Genomic DNA, 14,756 nt, shown 5'->3' with positions numbered 1-14,756 from the left:
GTGATTCAGCTGCCAGTACGGTGCTGTGTCGGTATCCTGACGAGACAACGTGCATGGTGCCTGTAAACGTATCAAGCAAATGCATAGTGAACACCGACGTTGCGGTTTTGTCGCTCTATGGTGAGAGATATCCGGGCCAGTGTAGACGGAACCGTATGGAGAACTCATGAAGATCGGCATCCCAGCGAAGGTCAAGAACCACGAGTACCGGGTGGCCATCACCCCAGCCGGGGTCAACGAACTCGTACGCAACGGACATCAGGTGCATGTACAGACCGAAGCCGGTCTCGGCTCACGGGGGCCGTGGAGTCCTTCTGGGTGGGGTCCCGGGCGTGTACGGCGCCAAGGTGGTGGTGATCGGCGCTGGGGTCGCTGGCCTTAACGCCGCCACGATCGCCGCCGGTATGCAGGCTGAGGTTCACCTGCTCAACATCGACATCGACCGTCTCCGCGCAGTCGAGGCAACCCACCGTGGTCAGTTCCGAACCGTCGCCAGCAACGCTATGAGGTCGAACGCGCCGTCCTTGACGCCGACCTCGTTATCGGCGCCGTGCTGGTCCCGGGCGCGAAGGCGCCGACACTGGTGAGCAACGAACTGGTGTCCCGAATGAGCCCGGCTCCGTGCTGGTCGACATCTCGATCGGTCAGGGCGGCTGCTTCGCGGACTCACGCGCGACCACACACGCCGAACCGATGTATCCGGTGCACAACTCGGTGTTCTACTGCGTCGCCAACGTGCCGGGCGCCGTGCCGAGTACCTCCAGCCATGCCCTCACCAATGTCACCCTGCCCTACGCGGTTGCACTCGCCAACAAAGGCTGGCTCCAGGCGTGCGTGGACGACGGCAGCCTCATGCTCGGCGTGAACATCCATGCCGGCCGTCTCGTCAACGCCGCTGTCGGCGAGGCAACCGGGCTGGGCACTGTCGCCCTCGAGGAGCAGCCAGGGACTTTCCGTGATCTTGTGGGCGGTGGGTGATCTTGACCATGCTGGAGCGGTCGTTCCGGTGGGAAGCTATCCATGGTGACAAGTGAAGACACGGTGGCCACTTCGGCTGGCCCGGCTCCTACTGATGATGATCTTGATGTGCGGGTAGCGCGGGAGTTGATCGACAAGGCCCGGAAGGAGGGCGTGTCGCTGATCGGCCCGAACGGGCTGTTGCGGCAGGTAACGAAAACGGTGTTGGAATCGGCGCTGAACGCCGAACCGGATGATCGCCTCGGCTACGAGAAGGGCGACGTTGCCGAGAAGTTCGGGACCAACGAACGGAACGGATCGTCGTCGAAGTCGATACGGACCGATGTGGGTGACGTGCGAATCGACGTTCCCCGTGATCGAGACGGTACGTTCACCCCGCAGATCGTGCCGAAATATGCACGCCGGGTCGAGGGTTTCGACGACACGGTCGTCTCGCTGTATGCGAAAGGGTTGACAACCGGGGAGATCCAAGCGCATTTGCCGACATTCATGACGCCCAGGTCTCGCGCGAGCTGATCTCGAAGATCACCGACAAGGTCGTCGATGATCTGAATTTCTGGCAAGTGGGGCCGTTGGATCGCGTGTATCCAGTTGTGCTGATTGATGCCATTCATGTCAAGATTCGGGATGGTGCGGTGGCAAACCGTCCCATCTATGTCGCGGTCGGGATCACCCTGGCTGGTGAGCGGGACGTGCTGGTTATGTGGGTCGGTACCGGCGGACAAGGAGCCAAGGGCTGGCTGAACCACCTGTCGGACCTGAAAACCGCGGCGTGGAGGACATCCTGATCGTCGCCTGTGACGGCGTGAAAGGGCTCCCCGAGGCGATCTCCGCGTTGTGGCCACAAACAGAGGTCCAACTGTGTGTCGTGCACCTGGTGCGGGCCAGCCTGCGCTACGCCTCGAAGAAGTACTGGCCGGCGATCACCAAACGACTCAAACTGATCTACACCGCCCCCACAGCAGAAGCCGCAGAAGCAGAGTTCGCCGAATTCTGTACCGAATGGGAGGACAAGTATCCCGCGATGATCCGACTGTGGCGCCACAGCTGGGAACAGTTCACGCCGTTCCTCGCCTATCCGCCCGAATTGCGGAAGCTCGTCTATACCACGAACTCGATCGAAAGCCTGAACGCCCGGTTCCGACAGGCAACCCGACATCGAGGCCATTTCTCCAACGAGCAGGCCGCACTCACAGTGCTCTATCTCGTGATCAAAAATCCACTCAAAAACCGTTCCAACATCACCGGGAAAGTAGTAGGTTGGAAACACGCGTTGAACACGCTCGCCATGCACTACGGCGACCGCCTCGACGCGCAGCACTGACAGGTGATCACGTCATCACCCACAAGATCGCTGACACTCCCTTCCTGGGGGTCGCTCACCCAAGGCTATGCCCTGCGTGACCATGAGACGGGCGTCGACGAAGCAGGATTCTTCGGCTCCCCGGGAATCGGTACTGACAGTGGCAAGGAGTTGAATGTCCCTGAGAACCACGTCTATGCGTGGGAGGCTCGCGAGGACGCCGTCGCGAACATCCCGGGTGTGGTAGAGCGATACGGCAAGGATGTCGTCGAGCAGGACGGCATCCATCACATGTCCACCGAGGAATACGAACCTGTTCCAGGTCAACGCACCGAGGCTTCGACGGGCCACAGTGAGTACATGAAATCGGAGCGGAGCGAGGGGCAGAGCTCGGAGGTCTATCAGACGAGCGAGTATGCGATGGCCCGGATAATGATCGGTTCCCCTGACTTTACGCCTGTTCCCGAGCCGTAGATAGGTAGAAGTAGTGCACCAGCAACCGTCAGTCGCCGGCCGTTCTGCGAAGCTCGCCATGCCGTTCTTCTTGGCCTTGGCCATGGCTCTGGCGGCATGTGCGAGTGGGCCCTCGACGGGAGGTCAAGGGAAAGACATGGATGCTGAGCCATCACAGAGTGCGTTCCAGGAGCTTGCGGCGCGCCCGAACATCGAGGCGGTGATCAGCGAGCACGCGGAGATCGAGCGCGAGATTCAACGTCGCCTGGTCACCGAAGTCGGTTTGCCGGACTCCTGGGAGACAACAGACGAGGAATCCGAGAATTGGTGTACCGGGGAGTATGAGGACCTCGATGCCGTGACGATCCATATGCCCAACTGGGCCAACTTCGATCACCCCATCCCGGAGGCGGACTGGCCCCGAGCGTTGGAGATCTTCACCGAGGTCATGGGCAAGTACGGCTTCGACATGCCCAAGGCTGTGGTCGACCGGCCGAACGATCACCTCGTGAGCGCGCACCACGACAACGGTGCGGAGTTCTCGTTCGGGACGAAGAAGGCCACCTCGCTGTCGTCGGTTACGGGCTGCCACCTGACCGAACGTGCACACCCCAAGACCGCGAACGGTTCGTGATCGACAAGCAGGCACCGGACCTTGCTTGCTGCGATCGAGAATGGGACCCACGATGGGTGCGAAACGGGTCCGTGTGGGTGCAGCAGAGCCGCTCTATACGCAGGTGAGGTCAGGCTGACCTGCGGTAGGCAGCCGACTTGTCGCATGTCCGCGCACTTACAAGCAGGGGTCGCTGGTTCGAACCCGGCTGCGCCCGCCGTTGTGACGTGGGGTTTTGAGGATTCTTTGATCGGTGGCTGCGGCTTCGTGGTCCCATTCGCGGCGTGAACCGACCTTAGGGCTGATCCGTGGCCAGGTCGAGCACGAGGCGACAGCGTCTGCGCGGAACCGTTGAGGAATTGCCCAGCGGAGCCCCGTGGGTGAAGGTCGCTGCGAGCGTCGACGTCGTGACGAAGCGCCGGCACTGCCTTCGCGAGACCGTCCCGGCCGGGCCGTCCCTACGCTCCTGCCTTGCGTCCGGACGCTGGCCTGAAGCAGTGCCTGTCCGGATCTTCACTCCTCGAGTAGCTCGTTCAGGATTTCCCTGTCGATATGGCGCAGTCCCGCGCTTGTCAGTGAGGAGGCCAGTTCGCTGGCTTTGGCGGGGTCGAGTGGGTGTATCAGCAGCGCGTGGCGGGCGCCGTGGATTGCGATACCGACGATCATCGCGGCCAGCAATTTGGCGTTCGCAGCCGGCTCCGCGGCTGTGCGCTCGTCGAGGACAACCTGGATTCGTTGCGCGATCCGGTGCGTGATCGTTTGCTGGAGATTCTCGCGTACCTGTGCGCTGTCGACGGAGCTGTAGTCGTCGAAGAGCAGTCGGAACCCGTTGGGATGGGTGGCAGCGTAGTCGAAGAACGCACGCATGTCGGTGCGGACCTGCTCGTGGATGGCCAGGTCAGCTGTTTGCCGGTAGGTGGCGAACAACCACTGCGCCAATTTGTCGGCTTCGCGTTGCAGACACGTCCGGTACAGCTGTTGTTTGTTTCCGAAATGGGTGTACAACGTGGGCTTGGTTGAGCGTGCCTGATCGGCGATCGCGGCCATCGATGCTCCGCGGAACCCACTCGTGGCGAACACTGCGCTCGCCGTGTCAAGTAGGTGATCATCCGAGGGACGTGCTGCCGTGCTCGATCGCGTGTCGTGGCTGGCTCGTTGCGTCACGACAGCACTTTACCTGACGGTAAAGCCGTGCTAAACCTTTACCGTCAGGTAAAGCGTGGTGCGGGTCACCGCGTCTGCAACGGCACCAAGCGGGGTGGCTCATGCGCTCTCTGTCTCTGCGGTCGCTCGTGGCGGGCGTGGTCATGGCTCTCGTGGCTGCTGGTGTCCATGGTTCGACCGCTGCGGCCGCGCCACCAGCGCCCTCGGTCGGGAAGTACTTGCCAGCCGGACCCGGCTGGGGGGATGCTCAGCACCGGGCTATCACCGTGCGTCAGCTGCTGACCCAGACCTCCGCGTCGGAACAGTCCGTCGGTGCGGAGGCCGCATCGAACAGCGAGCTCGTTCATGGTTTTCTGCGCATTCTCGGCCAAGCTTTTACCGATGTGAATCTGCCCGACCCGGGGCCGTATCAACACGAGTGCAACTTCGATTTTCAACCCGAGCAGTTCGCGGACCCTCGGCTGTTGCTCGGCGCCTTCGGCGTTGGCCCCTACGCCCCCAGCGATTGCAACGTTGTCGTGTGCCGGGATGCCATCCAGGGGGTAGGGCTTGCGTAGAACGGCGAAGCCATCGCAGCTCCCTGTTCTCGGGCCTCGAAGGTTGATACGCAGTCGCCGGGGAAGGCGGAAACCGTGTCAGGGCGCACCGCGCCGAAGCACGTGGCCGGCCCGTCGGTCCGCTGTGCGCTCGCGGACACGGCCATGACCCCCGCGTCGCAACAAGGTTGATCTCCCAATTTGCAAGGAGTTGATTATGTCTGAGCCTCAGCTGTGGGGAACCTGCACGGATCGCTTCCGAGCCGTGCGTACAGCTCTGGAAGAGAATCTGCGCTCTGGTGAAGAACTGGGCGCGTCACTCGTGGTCGAGATCGACGGCGAGACCGCCGTCGATCTGTGGGGCGGCTATCGCGACGTGGCCCGCACTCTGCCGTGGGATGGCGACACCATCGTCAACGTGTGGTCGACGACCAAGACCGTCACGTGCCTGGCTGCGTTGATGCTGGTCGACCGCGGCGAGGTGGACGTGCACGCCCCGGTTGCCAAGTACTGGCCGGAATTCGCAGCCAACGGAAAGCAGGACATCGAGGTACGCCACCTCCTCGCGCATACCTCCGGTGTTTCCGGGTGGGAACAGCCGTTCACCACCGAGGACATGTACGACCGGGACAGATCCACGGCCCGGTTGGCTGCCCAGGCGCCGTGGTGGACGCCAGGCACTGCATCCGGCTACCACGCCCACAACCAGGGTCATCTCATCGGCGAGGTGGTACGTCGGGTCACCGGTACCCATCTCAAGGAGTTCGTGGCAAGCGAGATCGCGGGACCGCTGGGGGCGGATTTCCAGATCGGGGCACGTGAGCAAGACTGGGATCGGGTCGCTGAGATCGTGCCTCCGCCGCCATTGCCGTTCGATCTGTCCGCTCTGCCCGCGGACAGTCCCATGATGAAGACCTTCACCGGCCCGCCGGCCAACGCCGAGGCCGCCAACTCTCCCGCGTGGCGGCGCGCCGAGATGGGAGCGCTCAACGGCCACGGCAACGCGCGATCGGTGGCCCGCATCATGTCGGCCATCGCTCTCGACGGCGTCGTCGACGGTGTCCGGCTGCTTTCTCCGAAGACCATTGACATGGTCTTCGAGGAGCAGGCCAACGGAGCCGACCTCGTCCTCGGTGAGGAGCTGCGGTGGGGTCTCGGCTACGCACTACCGCAGCCCAGCGCGGTCCCCTACCTTCCCAGCGGTCGCCTCTGCTTCTGGGGAGGCTGGGGCGGTTCTCAAGTTGTGATGGACCTCGACCGTCGCATGACCGTCTCCTACGTGATGAACAAGATGGGGCCCGGCGTGCTCGGTTCACCCCGAACCGAAACCTACCTTCGCGCTGTCTACGACGCCGTGGCCTAAACCCAATTCAGAGTTCCCAAGGGCGCTCCGCCAGCGAATCTTCGTGAGCAGGAGCCAGGATGACCGGCACTGATGCCGCTGTCGCCCCGACCATGCAGCAGGTCTCCGACGACTGCGCGGGCCGTTTCGGCGCTCTTCCTGCGCAGCGAATCCACCGCAACGGTCGCTGGGAAGACCTCTCGCACACCGAACTGGCCACCGTGGTCGACGAGCTCGCTCGGGGACTCATCGCCCTGGGTATGTAACGTGATCGCGGCCTCGGTGGTCGCAAGAAGGGGGTCGCTGGTTCGAACCCGGCTGTGCCCACGGTTTTGACGTGGGAAAATGCCGGTTCGGGGCTGGGTTCGCTGCGTGCACGAACGCATCGCGACCCGAACTCGCAAGTGGGCGCACCAGCCGTAGCGATAGGTGGGTCCGAGGTCGCCGAGCCACTCCCGGAGGCGGGCGGCGTCGGTCAGGCAGCACAGGCGGTTCCGGTCGACGTCGACGGACCAGCCGATCCGGAGCTCGGAGTCGGGGGAGTTACGACAGGCCCAGTAGGCGGGTGCAGTGCTGTACGACGGCGGCGTCGCCGGTCATCGTCAGCTCCCCGGACGCCAGCGCGTCGACCGGGTTGATCAGCTGAGCACCGATGCGGATGAACGTGGTGGGCTCGCAGTGGACCACCAGATCCGGCGATTCGCAGGGGCCACGGGCGACACCGACGCTGCCGGGTTCGACGGTGACGTGGAAGACGTCGCTACCCACTCGGAACTCGTACGACTCGGGGACATCGGGAGTGCGGGACTCGTCGACCATCGATTGCAGCGCCAGCAGCCCCCACTCGGGACGGACCGCACCCGCACTGTCCTCGTCCTGCAGAAAAGAGAGTCCCCACTTGGCGAGGGCGAGCACGGGCTCCCGGAGGCCTTCACCGACAGGTGTCAGGCGATACGCGCGCGCCCGGCCGTCGCCCGCCACCGGTACGTCCTCGACGACCCCGTCGTTGACGAGGGTCTTCAGCCGGTCTGCGAGGAGGTTCGTACCGATTCCCGGGAGGTTGTGGAGCAGGTCCTTGAATCGCGCTTCGCCGATGAACAGCTCCCGCACGATGAGGAGCGTCCACCGTTCACCGATGACGTTCATCCCTGCGGCCAGACCGCAGAACTGGCCGTAGTCGCGTCTCGTCATCGGTTGGGTCACCTCCACTTGGTATAGAAAGCTATCAGACGGTCTGTGGCCTCCCGTGCCCTTGCCGGGCGGTCCGGTTCCGGAGTTGTCGCGGACAGTGGTGTTGGTCCGTGGCACCGGAGTTACGGTCCGACTTGCCCGATCCGGCGTTATCCAGCAGCATATCGATACTGCTAAGTATAGCGATCGCGACCTCGATGGTCGCGATCCGCATGGATATCCGAGGTGAAGGGTGACGACGTGACCGACACGGACGCTGCCGGCGTGCCCCAGGCGAGCCGGCTCATCGCGGCCACTCGCGCGCAGGTCTGGGCGGCGCTGACGGAGGCGGATCTGCGTGCACAGTGGTGGGACGGGATGGAGTTCGACGCCCGCGTGGGCGCGCGCCTCGAGGAATCGTGGAGTGACGGCACCGGAACGGTGCATGTCACCGAAGGCACGGTGCGCGTCGTAGAGGAAGGCGAACGCTTGGAGTTCGACTGGATCGACGAGGGGTGGGCCGCCCCGAGCCGGGTCGCGATCACGCTCGAGGACGGCGCGTCCGGGGTCACCGTGTCGGTCGCGGAGACTGGACTGCCGGACTCGCCAGGGTTGGCCGCCGAACACCAGGAGGGCTGGGAGATGCATCTCGGCCATCTGGCCTCTGTTGCCGCATCGGCCCCTGTGCGCTGAGCCTGTCGAGCCGGGCCGACGGCGTTCCCGGGTGTGTGAGCAGGCCATGCTCTGCCCCGGTGGCCGCCGGGGCGGTCCCGGTGGTCGTTGATGTGGCCGGTGCCCGGCGAGATCCGCGGGCACCGGCCACATCATTGTGTGACGGCGAAAATCAGTCCGTGCCGAACTCCGCACCGTTCTCGACGACGTCGATCGAGCCATCGGGCTTGCCGTGGCACTTGATCGAGTTGAGCGTGTACTTGCCCGAACCGGTGTAGTCGCCGGCCTTGCCGCGGAAGCTGCCGTACAGCTTCGCGTTGGTCATCGGGCCGGCGACCGGGTCGGTCGGGTTGGACAACTGGACGTCACCCGCACCGACGGTGCCACGATCGAACGCGCGCTCGAGGTTCACCGCGGCCCAGCCGAAGTAGCGGCCACGGACGCTCTGCACGAACGGCATGTCGGCCTCGCGGAGGCGCTGCGCACGCGGGCCGTCACCCTCGATCGACACCTCGCCGTTGCGGGCCAGCGACGTCAGCGCGATGCGGCCCAGCGACACCGGGACCTCGACCACCTCGCCCTGACCGAGGCTGCCGCTCGGGTAGAACGGCCGCATGGTCTCCGACAGGTAGTTGTGCTCGAGGTTGTTGCCCTCGTACTCGACGCTCAGCCCACGGAACGGGAAGATCTCGTAGTGGGACGTCCCGTCCTCGTGCAGCCCCTTGAGCTCCTTCTCGATTGTCAGATCGGTCCGGATCGTCTCCGCGTTCGTGCTGGCGAGCACCCGACCGAGGATCGAGTCGAACCACAGCGGGGACAATACGGCGCGCACGGCGCCGACACCGGGCATGACCATGATCACCTTACCGCCGATGATCAGCGGAACGGTCTGATCGAAGTACCCGGTCTCCTCGACCTCGGCCTCCTGGTACAGCCGCTGCGGCTGCTGGCCGGTGATGTCACCGATGAGTACCCGAGCCCAGTCGGCCACCTCCGGATCGGCGTCCTCGGTGTACTTCTCCAGGGTCGGCAGGCTTTCGGAGCCGACGGAACGCAGCGCGAGCCACAGCGCACCCGACCGAACGTCCCGCGAGACCTCGGTGCCGATCACGTGGTCGATGAACGTCAGTGCTCCGGAGGGGTCGCGGTCGGCGACCTCCCACAGTGCACGCTCACGCTCGAGTGCGCTGTCGTGTCCTTCCGCGACCTCGCGCAGCTCCGTGGTACTGCGGCTGTCGTAAGGAAGGAATTTCTCCGTGATGGGACGAGCGAAATCCAGGTACTCGGCCGGATCGTTGTACCGGTCCGCAGGCGGAGGTGTCAGCGCCACCAAGCCGGTCTGCAGATCAGTCTCCATGGACTGCGTCATGTTTCCTCCAGGTTCCGTGGATCATCTCCAATCTGGAGATAACTATATGAAAATAAAGTAGTCCTGTCGTGTCAACACCCGTTCGGCGCTACCCGCCACCTGGATCGGTCGCTACGTTGCAGGGGCGATATGTCGAGTATCAGTGGATTCGGCGCCACTCCGGGAGGTGTCCGACACATGGAGGACGTCGTGGCCAACGCTGTCCGCATCATCGAAACGTGCTCGGGGGTGGATATACGAAACACAAGTCGAATCGGGCGACAGGACGAGGATCCGGCGGTGGCGTCGCCACTGGGGAGTGTGTATGAACAGCGATGACCTCCGTCGAGCGCAACAGGTCGTGCGGCGCGATGGCACGGTCCTCGCGGGCGTGCTCAGGGCGGCGCGGCTCGCGCAGGTCGCGGGCGTCGTCGCCCGCAGGTCCTTACTGCCTCACCTCCGGTCGGTCCTGAGTCGGCGCTCACTGGTGCGGCCCGCCGCGGAGACCGCGCATGACCTGGCCGAGACGGTCGAGCGCCTGGGGCCCGCGTTCGTCAAGTTCGCACAGATCGCGAGCACCCGAGAGGACGTACTGCCTCCGGGTGTTTGCGCCAGGCTGAGTCGTCTGCACGACCGTGTCGCACCGATGTCGCGCCGCGAGCTGGACCGGTCGCTGGCCGAGGGCTACGGCGACGACTGGGAGCGGCACCTCGGAACGGTGTCGCCGGCGCCGCTCGGTGCGGGCAGCATCGCCTGCGTGTACTCGCTCACGGCGCGAGACGACGAGGACCTGGTGCTGAAGTTGCGCAGACCGTCGATATCCCGCCGCATGCGGCGGGATATCGACCTCGTGGTCACCGTGTGCCGGTTCGCCGAGAAGCTGCCGCCGGTTCGCCGGGTACCGCTGGGGGAAATGGCGGAGGCCGTCGGTTCGGCGGTGCTGGGCCAACTCGACATGATCGCGGAATCGCGGAACCTCGCCCGGCTCGGACAGGATCTGCGGAGACTCGAGTTCATCACCGTCCCGCGGCCGGTCTCCGAAACCGTGACGGAACACGGCTTCGCCATGACCTACGTTCCCGGTGCGGACCGTCCCGTCGAACTCGACGGCCTCTCCGGTCCCCGGAGGCGGTTACTGGCGGAACAGGTTCTGAAGGCCGTGTTCGAGATGCTGTTCTCGACGGGGATGGTGCACTGCGATCTGCATCCCGGCAATCTCAGGCTGACGTCGCACGGGTCGATCACGATACTCGACGGAGGCTTCGTCTACCGGGTTCCCGAGCGGACGCGGCGGCTGTTGGCGACGTTCTTCCTGAACCTCGGGTTTCGGAACGGACCCGCATGTGCGACCGCTGTGATGAGCAGCGCGACGGACATTCGCGACGACGCGGATGTCGATGCGTTCCGCGCCGAGATCATCGAGCTCGTCGACCGCTACGGAGGTGCTACGGCGAGGGATTTCGACCTCGTCGAGTTCTCGAAGCGACTGTTCGGCAGTCAGCGCCGGAACGGCATATTCGCCTCGTCGGAGTTCGCGTTCCCTCTGTTGGCCTTGCTCATGGTCGAGAACACGGTGAGACGCCTGGACCCCGACGTGGACTTTCAGGGGTTGGTACGGCCCATCGTGTTCCGCGCGGCGCAGGGCCGGGCGCCGGGCATGACGGCGGGTGTCGATGCCGAGAACGTCGCGGGGCCCCAGGACGTCGATCGAGACGACGTCCGTCGGCGGGGTCTCGGGTGGAGCGCGAGCTGGGGTCTGTCCGTGGTCAGTCTTGAAAACCCTGGATCATAGATATATCTTTCTCAAGCATAAATGGTCCCACGTCGGGTCGACGACAAGGGAGGTCACGCATGCTTCCGGACAAGCTAATCGATGAAGTGGCGCGGATGCACGCCGAGCAGGATCGCCGTTATCGCAGCAGTCTTCTCTCGCAACTCGGTGATGAGCTCGGGGCGTTCGTGGAAGATTCGCGGAACCAAGAATACGTCAATGCCTTGACCCCGGAGAAGAACTACCTCCGGTTGCTGCTCAACTCGCCGGACGATCCCTTCCAGGTTGTGCTGGTCATGTGGGGGCCGGGGAAGGGAAGCCCCATTCACGACCACGACGGAACGGTGGGCGTGGTCAGCGCATTGACCGGACGTACCCGCGAGGTCAAATACGAGATCCTCCATGAAGGAGGTTCGGAGGTCGCGCTGGCCGCCGGTCAGGACCAGCTGGTCGTTCCGGGACGAGTCACGACGATTCTCCCCGAGGACGACATGCAGCTCCATCTGATGGTCAACGAGGCCGAGACGTGGAGCGTGACGGTTCACATCTACCTCGACGCGATCCACAACTATCGGACCTACGACAAGCAGAGTGACGGTCTTTACCGAGCGTCACCGCTGCAACTGTGGTTCGACCAGATCAACGTGTCCGACGACATGAACACGTGGCGATCCCGAGAGCCGGCCCGCGTCGCTCCGTGATCCCGACTCCTTCCGAAGACAGTGGAACGACCTTCCCGATCGACCTCGAGGGTGGATGATGACTTCGACAACAGATAGTGAAGAAGCGCTTGCAGGGCCGCAGTTGACCCCTGAGGAACTACGGCCCCGCAACGTCCAGCAGAACTATTCGGTATCCGTCCTGACACTGGATTCCTCGGAGTCGGGGATCCGGGAACTTCAGGAGCACATGACGTCGACGCTGGAGACCCACGGCCTGGCGTACCTGCCGAGCCTGCACCGCACCGTCGACACGAACTACGTGGTCGTCGCACACCTGCCGACCGAGCTTCGTCCGGACGACATCCTGGTCACCGACCAGGCGACGTTCAGCGTGAAGCTGGTGCGCGACGGGGTGTCGCGGCCGTACCTCGATCTCAGCAGTTGGTGCAAGGCACACGTGTGGTCCACGGCGGTGGCGCCCGACCGCAAGCATGTGTATGTCTCGATGAGCGGTATGCGCGGACCCATCGCGAACATGGTGGGTGTCGAAGGCTCCAGTGCCGTGCTGGAGGTCGACACGGAGACCGGGAAGCTGACTCGCGCGTTCACGGCGTTCCGTGGCGGCCTCGGCCATCCTTACACCGACATGTTCATCGATATCGCCGGAATCGTCGTCTCGCCGGACGGGCAGTTCATCTACACGTGTGATTTCAACGGCTGGCAGGGCAACGGGAAGGTTATTGCGATCGACAGGTCGACCGGTGTACCGAGCGTATTGGTGGACGGGCTGGACCAGCCGTCGACCTTGAGCCTCGACGGGCCCTATCACCTGCTGGTGGCCAATACGCGACAGCCGGGAGGGCAGGCGAGCGGCGGCCAGGTGGTCAGGATCGACACTCGTTCCGGCGCGTCGACGGTCGTGACCGACATCGTCGACGTCGAGGCCTCGCTCATCGGGGTCGTGCGGCTCGACTCCGGAGATCTGATGGCGACGATGAGCGAAGGAACCCAGGACCAGTGTTTCGTCATCCGTATCAACGGAGAAACCGGCGAATGGCGTCGCGTCTGGCATCCGGAGCCCGGATTCATCGGTTCGGGAATCCATTCGGACGGAAAGGTGGTCTGGGTGGCCGAGACCTTGCGCGCCCGCGTCTACGCGATCACCCCGGACGGAGATCCGGTCCGATTCCACCAGATCCATGACGACGTCGATCTGGCCGATCCCAAGAAGATGATTCGAGGGTTCGACTCCCTCGAAGCAGTGACCGTCGTGTCGTGATTGAACGGTTTCGAGGTGCTTTTAGGTTATGACGGACGATTCGAGTTCCGGGAGTTCTTCCTCTTCCTCGGTCGCCGCCTCAGCGAAGGATGATCGCGGGGCATACCGTGGGCTACGAGGGGCGCTGCTGGCGCTGAGTGTCGCTTTCGGAGCGGTCCTCGGTGTTCAGGGCGTCATCTGGGCGAAGGTGATCGTCGAGCTCGCACTGAGTGAGGGCGGGTTCGCGACGGCCCAGCTCGCGCTGCCGTTGATCGGCGTCGTGGTCCTCGCTTACAACGGCAGGATCTACACGGCGATAGGCGCCCAGCGGCAGGCGTTCCTGTCAGCGTTGCTGCTGCTCGGCGGCATGGTGGTGATCGGGGCGATCCCCCACGTCGTGGGGCTGGTCGTGGGCTTGCTGCTCTGCGGCCTCGGTTCGGCGAGTCTCGACGCGGCGACCAACGCTGCCGCCATCGATCTCGAGCGGGAGACCGGGCGTCACTATCTCAGCTTCATGCACGGGTTCCAGGCCGGCGCCGCCTTGCTGGGCGCGGCCGCCGCGAGCGGGTTGTTCGCACTGGGCTGGGAATATCCGGCGGTGGCGATCGTGACGACGGCGGCCGTGTGCCTGCCGACGGCGGTCGTGACGTTGTGCGTGCGCTTCGCGGTGACCGGGGATCCGGAAGAGGTCGAGGAGATTCCCTCCTCGCTGTGGCGCAACTCCACCTTCGTGCGTCTGGTGTTGTTGTGCCTTGTCGGTAGTGCCGCCGAGGCGATCGCGACCGTGTGGGCGGTCATCTACCTTCAGGAAGGCGGAACGTCGATTGCCGTGGCTGGTGCGGTCTTCGGCGGCTTCAACGGCGCCATGATCGTGGGCCGGTTCGCGAACGGGCCGCTGATCGAGGCGTTCGGGGCTCGCGTGTCGTTGTGGGTGTCGGGAAGTCTCATGGCGGTGTCGGGACTGTTGTTGTTGACAGCTCCGAACGAGATCGTCAGCGCGGTGGGCGTCGTTCTCCTCGGCCTCGCGGTCGCGGGTGTGCAACCGTCGACGATCAGTGCGGCAGGCACCCTGGGCAGCAACAGTGGTGCTGCGGCGTCGGGCATTATGCTGTCTGCCTATCTCGCGCTCGTCATCGCGCCGTTCGTGTACGGCTGGGTGGCGGACTGGACCTCGCTCGCGAGCGCCATGAGTATCGTTGCCCTGTGCGGTGTCGTGGGAACGCTCCTGGTGGCCGGACTGCCGAAGGGAGGCAGGGCCGGGGCGTCGTCGGAAGCGTGAGCGCGGCAGGCCGACCGATTCCTCGGCCGCACCGGGTCGCATTTCAATATCGGCTCGGAAACATGCTGTCGAAATTCTAAGATTATTGTTGACGTACCGCCCGTGGACCGTCGCGTGAGCGACGGTCCACGGGCGGTTTACGGTACGGGACGGAAGTCGGGCAGAACTGTGACAGCGAGGCTTCGGCGGTGTTTCGGCGGATCCCGC

General features: G+C 64.2%; 14 protein-coding genes and 2 pseudogenes. 13 read left to right on the top strand and 3 right to left on the bottom strand.

Annotated elements, in window-relative coordinates; all coding sequences use genetic code 11:
- Nucleotides 1–166: 166 nt before the first annotated feature.
- The 5 genes and pseudogenes from LY41_RS24175 (at nucleotide 167) to LY41_RS03540 (ending at nucleotide 3,368) form a co-directional block, all read left to right on the top strand.
- Nucleotides 167–382, top strand: a complete 216-nt coding sequence (locus tag LY41_RS24175; RefSeq protein WP_443678869.1) for a hypothetical protein — start codon at nucleotides 167–169, stop codon at nucleotides 380–382.
- Nucleotides 297–978: pseudogene (locus LY41_RS03565) on the top strand (alanine dehydrogenase); the annotation flags it as partial. The gene LY41_RS24175 and the pseudogene LY41_RS03565, both read left to right, overlap by 86 nt.
- A 42-nt stretch (nucleotides 979–1,020) precedes the next feature.
- Nucleotides 1,021–2,302 (top strand): annotated as a pseudogene (locus tag LY41_RS23975) (IS256 family transposase).
- Nucleotides 2,303–2,305: 3 nt separating this feature from the next.
- Nucleotides 2,306–2,755, top strand: a complete 450-nt coding sequence (locus LY41_RS03545) for an alpha/beta hydrolase (protein WP_253862358.1) — start codon at nucleotides 2,306–2,308, stop codon at nucleotides 2,753–2,755.
- A 13-nt stretch (nucleotides 2,756–2,768) separates the two neighbouring features.
- Nucleotides 2,769–3,368, top strand: coding sequence for an LppA family lipoprotein (locus LY41_RS03540; protein ID WP_253862357.1), 600 nt, complete (start codon nucleotides 2,769–2,771; stop codon nucleotides 3,366–3,368).
- Between the two features lie 492 nt (nucleotides 3,369–3,860).
- On the opposite strand, the gene LY41_RS03535 is transcribed toward LY41_RS03540, so the two are convergent.
- Nucleotides 3,861–4,511 carry a TetR/AcrR family transcriptional regulator gene (locus tag LY41_RS03535; protein ID WP_308292195.1) on the bottom strand — a complete coding sequence of 217 codons (651 nt, stop codon included), beginning with the start codon at nucleotides 4,509–4,511 and terminating at the stop codon, nucleotides 3,861–3,863.
- Between the two features lie 266 nt (nucleotides 4,512–4,777).
- Between LY41_RS03535 and LY41_RS03530 the strand changes: the two genes are divergently transcribed.
- The 3 genes from LY41_RS03530 to LY41_RS03520 all read left to right on the top strand — a co-directional run bounded on the left by LY41_RS03530 (nucleotide 4,778) and on the right by LY41_RS03520 (nucleotide 6,655).
- Nucleotides 4,778–5,068, top strand: a complete 291-nt coding sequence (locus LY41_RS03530; RefSeq protein ID WP_253862355.1) for a hypothetical protein — start codon at nucleotides 4,778–4,780, stop codon at nucleotides 5,066–5,068.
- A gap of 196 nt (nucleotides 5,069–5,264) precedes the next feature.
- A complete protein-coding gene (locus tag LY41_RS03525; RefSeq protein WP_253862354.1) occupies nucleotides 5,265–6,410 on the top strand; it encodes a serine hydrolase domain-containing protein in 1,146 nt (381 codons plus the stop codon).
- A gap of 59 nt (nucleotides 6,411–6,469) precedes the next feature.
- Nucleotides 6,470–6,655: a hypothetical protein gene (locus LY41_RS03520; RefSeq protein WP_253862353.1), complete on the top strand. Its 186-nt coding sequence runs from the start codon at nucleotides 6,470–6,472 to the stop codon at nucleotides 6,653–6,655.
- Nucleotides 6,656–6,932: 277 nt separating this feature from the next.
- Here LY41_RS03520 and LY41_RS03515 read toward each other — a convergent pair whose 3' ends face one another.
- On the bottom strand, nucleotides 6,933–7,580 hold the full coding sequence (locus LY41_RS03515; RefSeq protein ID WP_253862352.1) for a winged helix-turn-helix transcriptional regulator: 648 nt from the start codon (nucleotides 7,578–7,580) through the stop codon (nucleotides 6,933–6,935).
- Nucleotides 7,581–7,820: 240 nt separating this feature from the next.
- Here LY41_RS03515 and LY41_RS03510 point away from each other — a divergent pair, with 240 nt between their 5' ends.
- Nucleotides 7,821–8,252 carry an SRPBCC family protein gene (locus LY41_RS03510; RefSeq protein WP_253862351.1) on the top strand — a complete coding sequence of 144 codons (432 nt, stop codon included), beginning with the start codon at nucleotides 7,821–7,823 and terminating at the stop codon, nucleotides 8,250–8,252.
- A 151-nt stretch (nucleotides 8,253–8,403) separates the two neighbouring features.
- Here the strand turns inward: LY41_RS03510 and LY41_RS03505 are convergent, their stop codons facing one another.
- Complete coding sequence (locus LY41_RS03505; protein WP_253862350.1) at nucleotides 8,404–9,600, bottom strand: hypothetical protein; 1,197 nt, start codon at nucleotides 9,598–9,600, stop codon at nucleotides 8,404–8,406.
- Nucleotides 9,601–9,904: 304 nt separating this feature from the next.
- Between LY41_RS03505 and LY41_RS03500 the strand changes: the two genes are divergently transcribed.
- The 4 genes from LY41_RS03500 to LY41_RS03485 all read left to right on the top strand — a co-directional run bounded on the left by LY41_RS03500 (nucleotide 9,905) and on the right by LY41_RS03485 (nucleotide 14,549).
- The gene (locus LY41_RS03500) at nucleotides 9,905–11,371 is read left to right on the top strand and encodes an ABC1 kinase family protein (RefSeq protein WP_253862349.1); all 1,467 of its coding nucleotides are present in this window, start codon (nucleotides 9,905–9,907) and stop codon (nucleotides 11,369–11,371) included.
- 59 nt (nucleotides 11,372–11,430) lie between these two features.
- Complete coding sequence (locus tag LY41_RS03495; protein WP_253862348.1) at nucleotides 11,431–12,051, top strand: cysteine dioxygenase; 621 nt, start codon at nucleotides 11,431–11,433, stop codon at nucleotides 12,049–12,051.
- A 208-nt stretch (nucleotides 12,052–12,259) separates the two neighbouring features.
- Nucleotides 12,260–13,291 carry a hypothetical protein gene (locus LY41_RS03490; protein ID WP_253862347.1) on the top strand — a complete coding sequence of 344 codons (1,032 nt, stop codon included), beginning with the start codon at nucleotides 12,260–12,262 and terminating at the stop codon, nucleotides 13,289–13,291.
- Nucleotides 13,292–13,478: 187 nt separating this feature from the next.
- Nucleotides 13,479–14,549, top strand: coding sequence for an MFS transporter (locus LY41_RS03485; protein ID WP_253862346.1), 1,071 nt, complete (start codon nucleotides 13,479–13,481; stop codon nucleotides 14,547–14,549).
- The last annotated feature ends 207 nt before the right edge of the window (nucleotides 14,550–14,756 follow it).

Source organism: Prauserella halophila (assembly GCF_024171895.1).
Taxonomy (GTDB): domain Bacteria; phylum Actinomycetota; class Actinomycetes; order Mycobacteriales; family Pseudonocardiaceae; genus Prauserella; species Prauserella halophila.
This window is presented reverse-complemented; position numbering and strand designations above follow the sequence as displayed.

Coding starts and splice junctions, on each gene's coding strand:
- LY41_RS03490 (WP_253862347.1), top strand. CDS start 12,260: ATGACGTCGACGCTGGAGACCCACGGCCTGGCGTACCTGCCGAGCCTG.
- LY41_RS03525 (WP_253862354.1), top strand. CDS start 5,265: ATGTCTGAGCCTCAGCTGTGGGGAACCTGCACGGATCGCTTCCGAGCC.
- LY41_RS03520 (WP_253862353.1), top strand. CDS start 6,470: ATGACCGGCACTGATGCCGCTGTCGCCCCGACCATGCAGCAGGTCTCC.
- LY41_RS03515 (WP_253862352.1), bottom strand. CDS start 7,580: ATGACGAGACGCGACTACGGCCAGTTCTGCGGTCTGGCCGCAGGGATG.
- LY41_RS24175 (WP_443678869.1), top strand. CDS start 167: ATGAAGATCGGCATCCCAGCGAAGGTCAAGAACCACGAGTACCGGGTG.
- LY41_RS03500 (WP_253862349.1), top strand. CDS start 9,905: ATGAACAGCGATGACCTCCGTCGAGCGCAACAGGTCGTGCGGCGCGAT.
- LY41_RS03495 (WP_253862348.1), top strand. CDS start 11,431: ATGCTTCCGGACAAGCTAATCGATGAAGTGGCGCGGATGCACGCCGAG.
- LY41_RS03505 (WP_253862350.1), bottom strand. CDS start 9,600: ATGACGCAGTCCATGGAGACTGATCTGCAGACCGGCTTGGTGGCGCTG.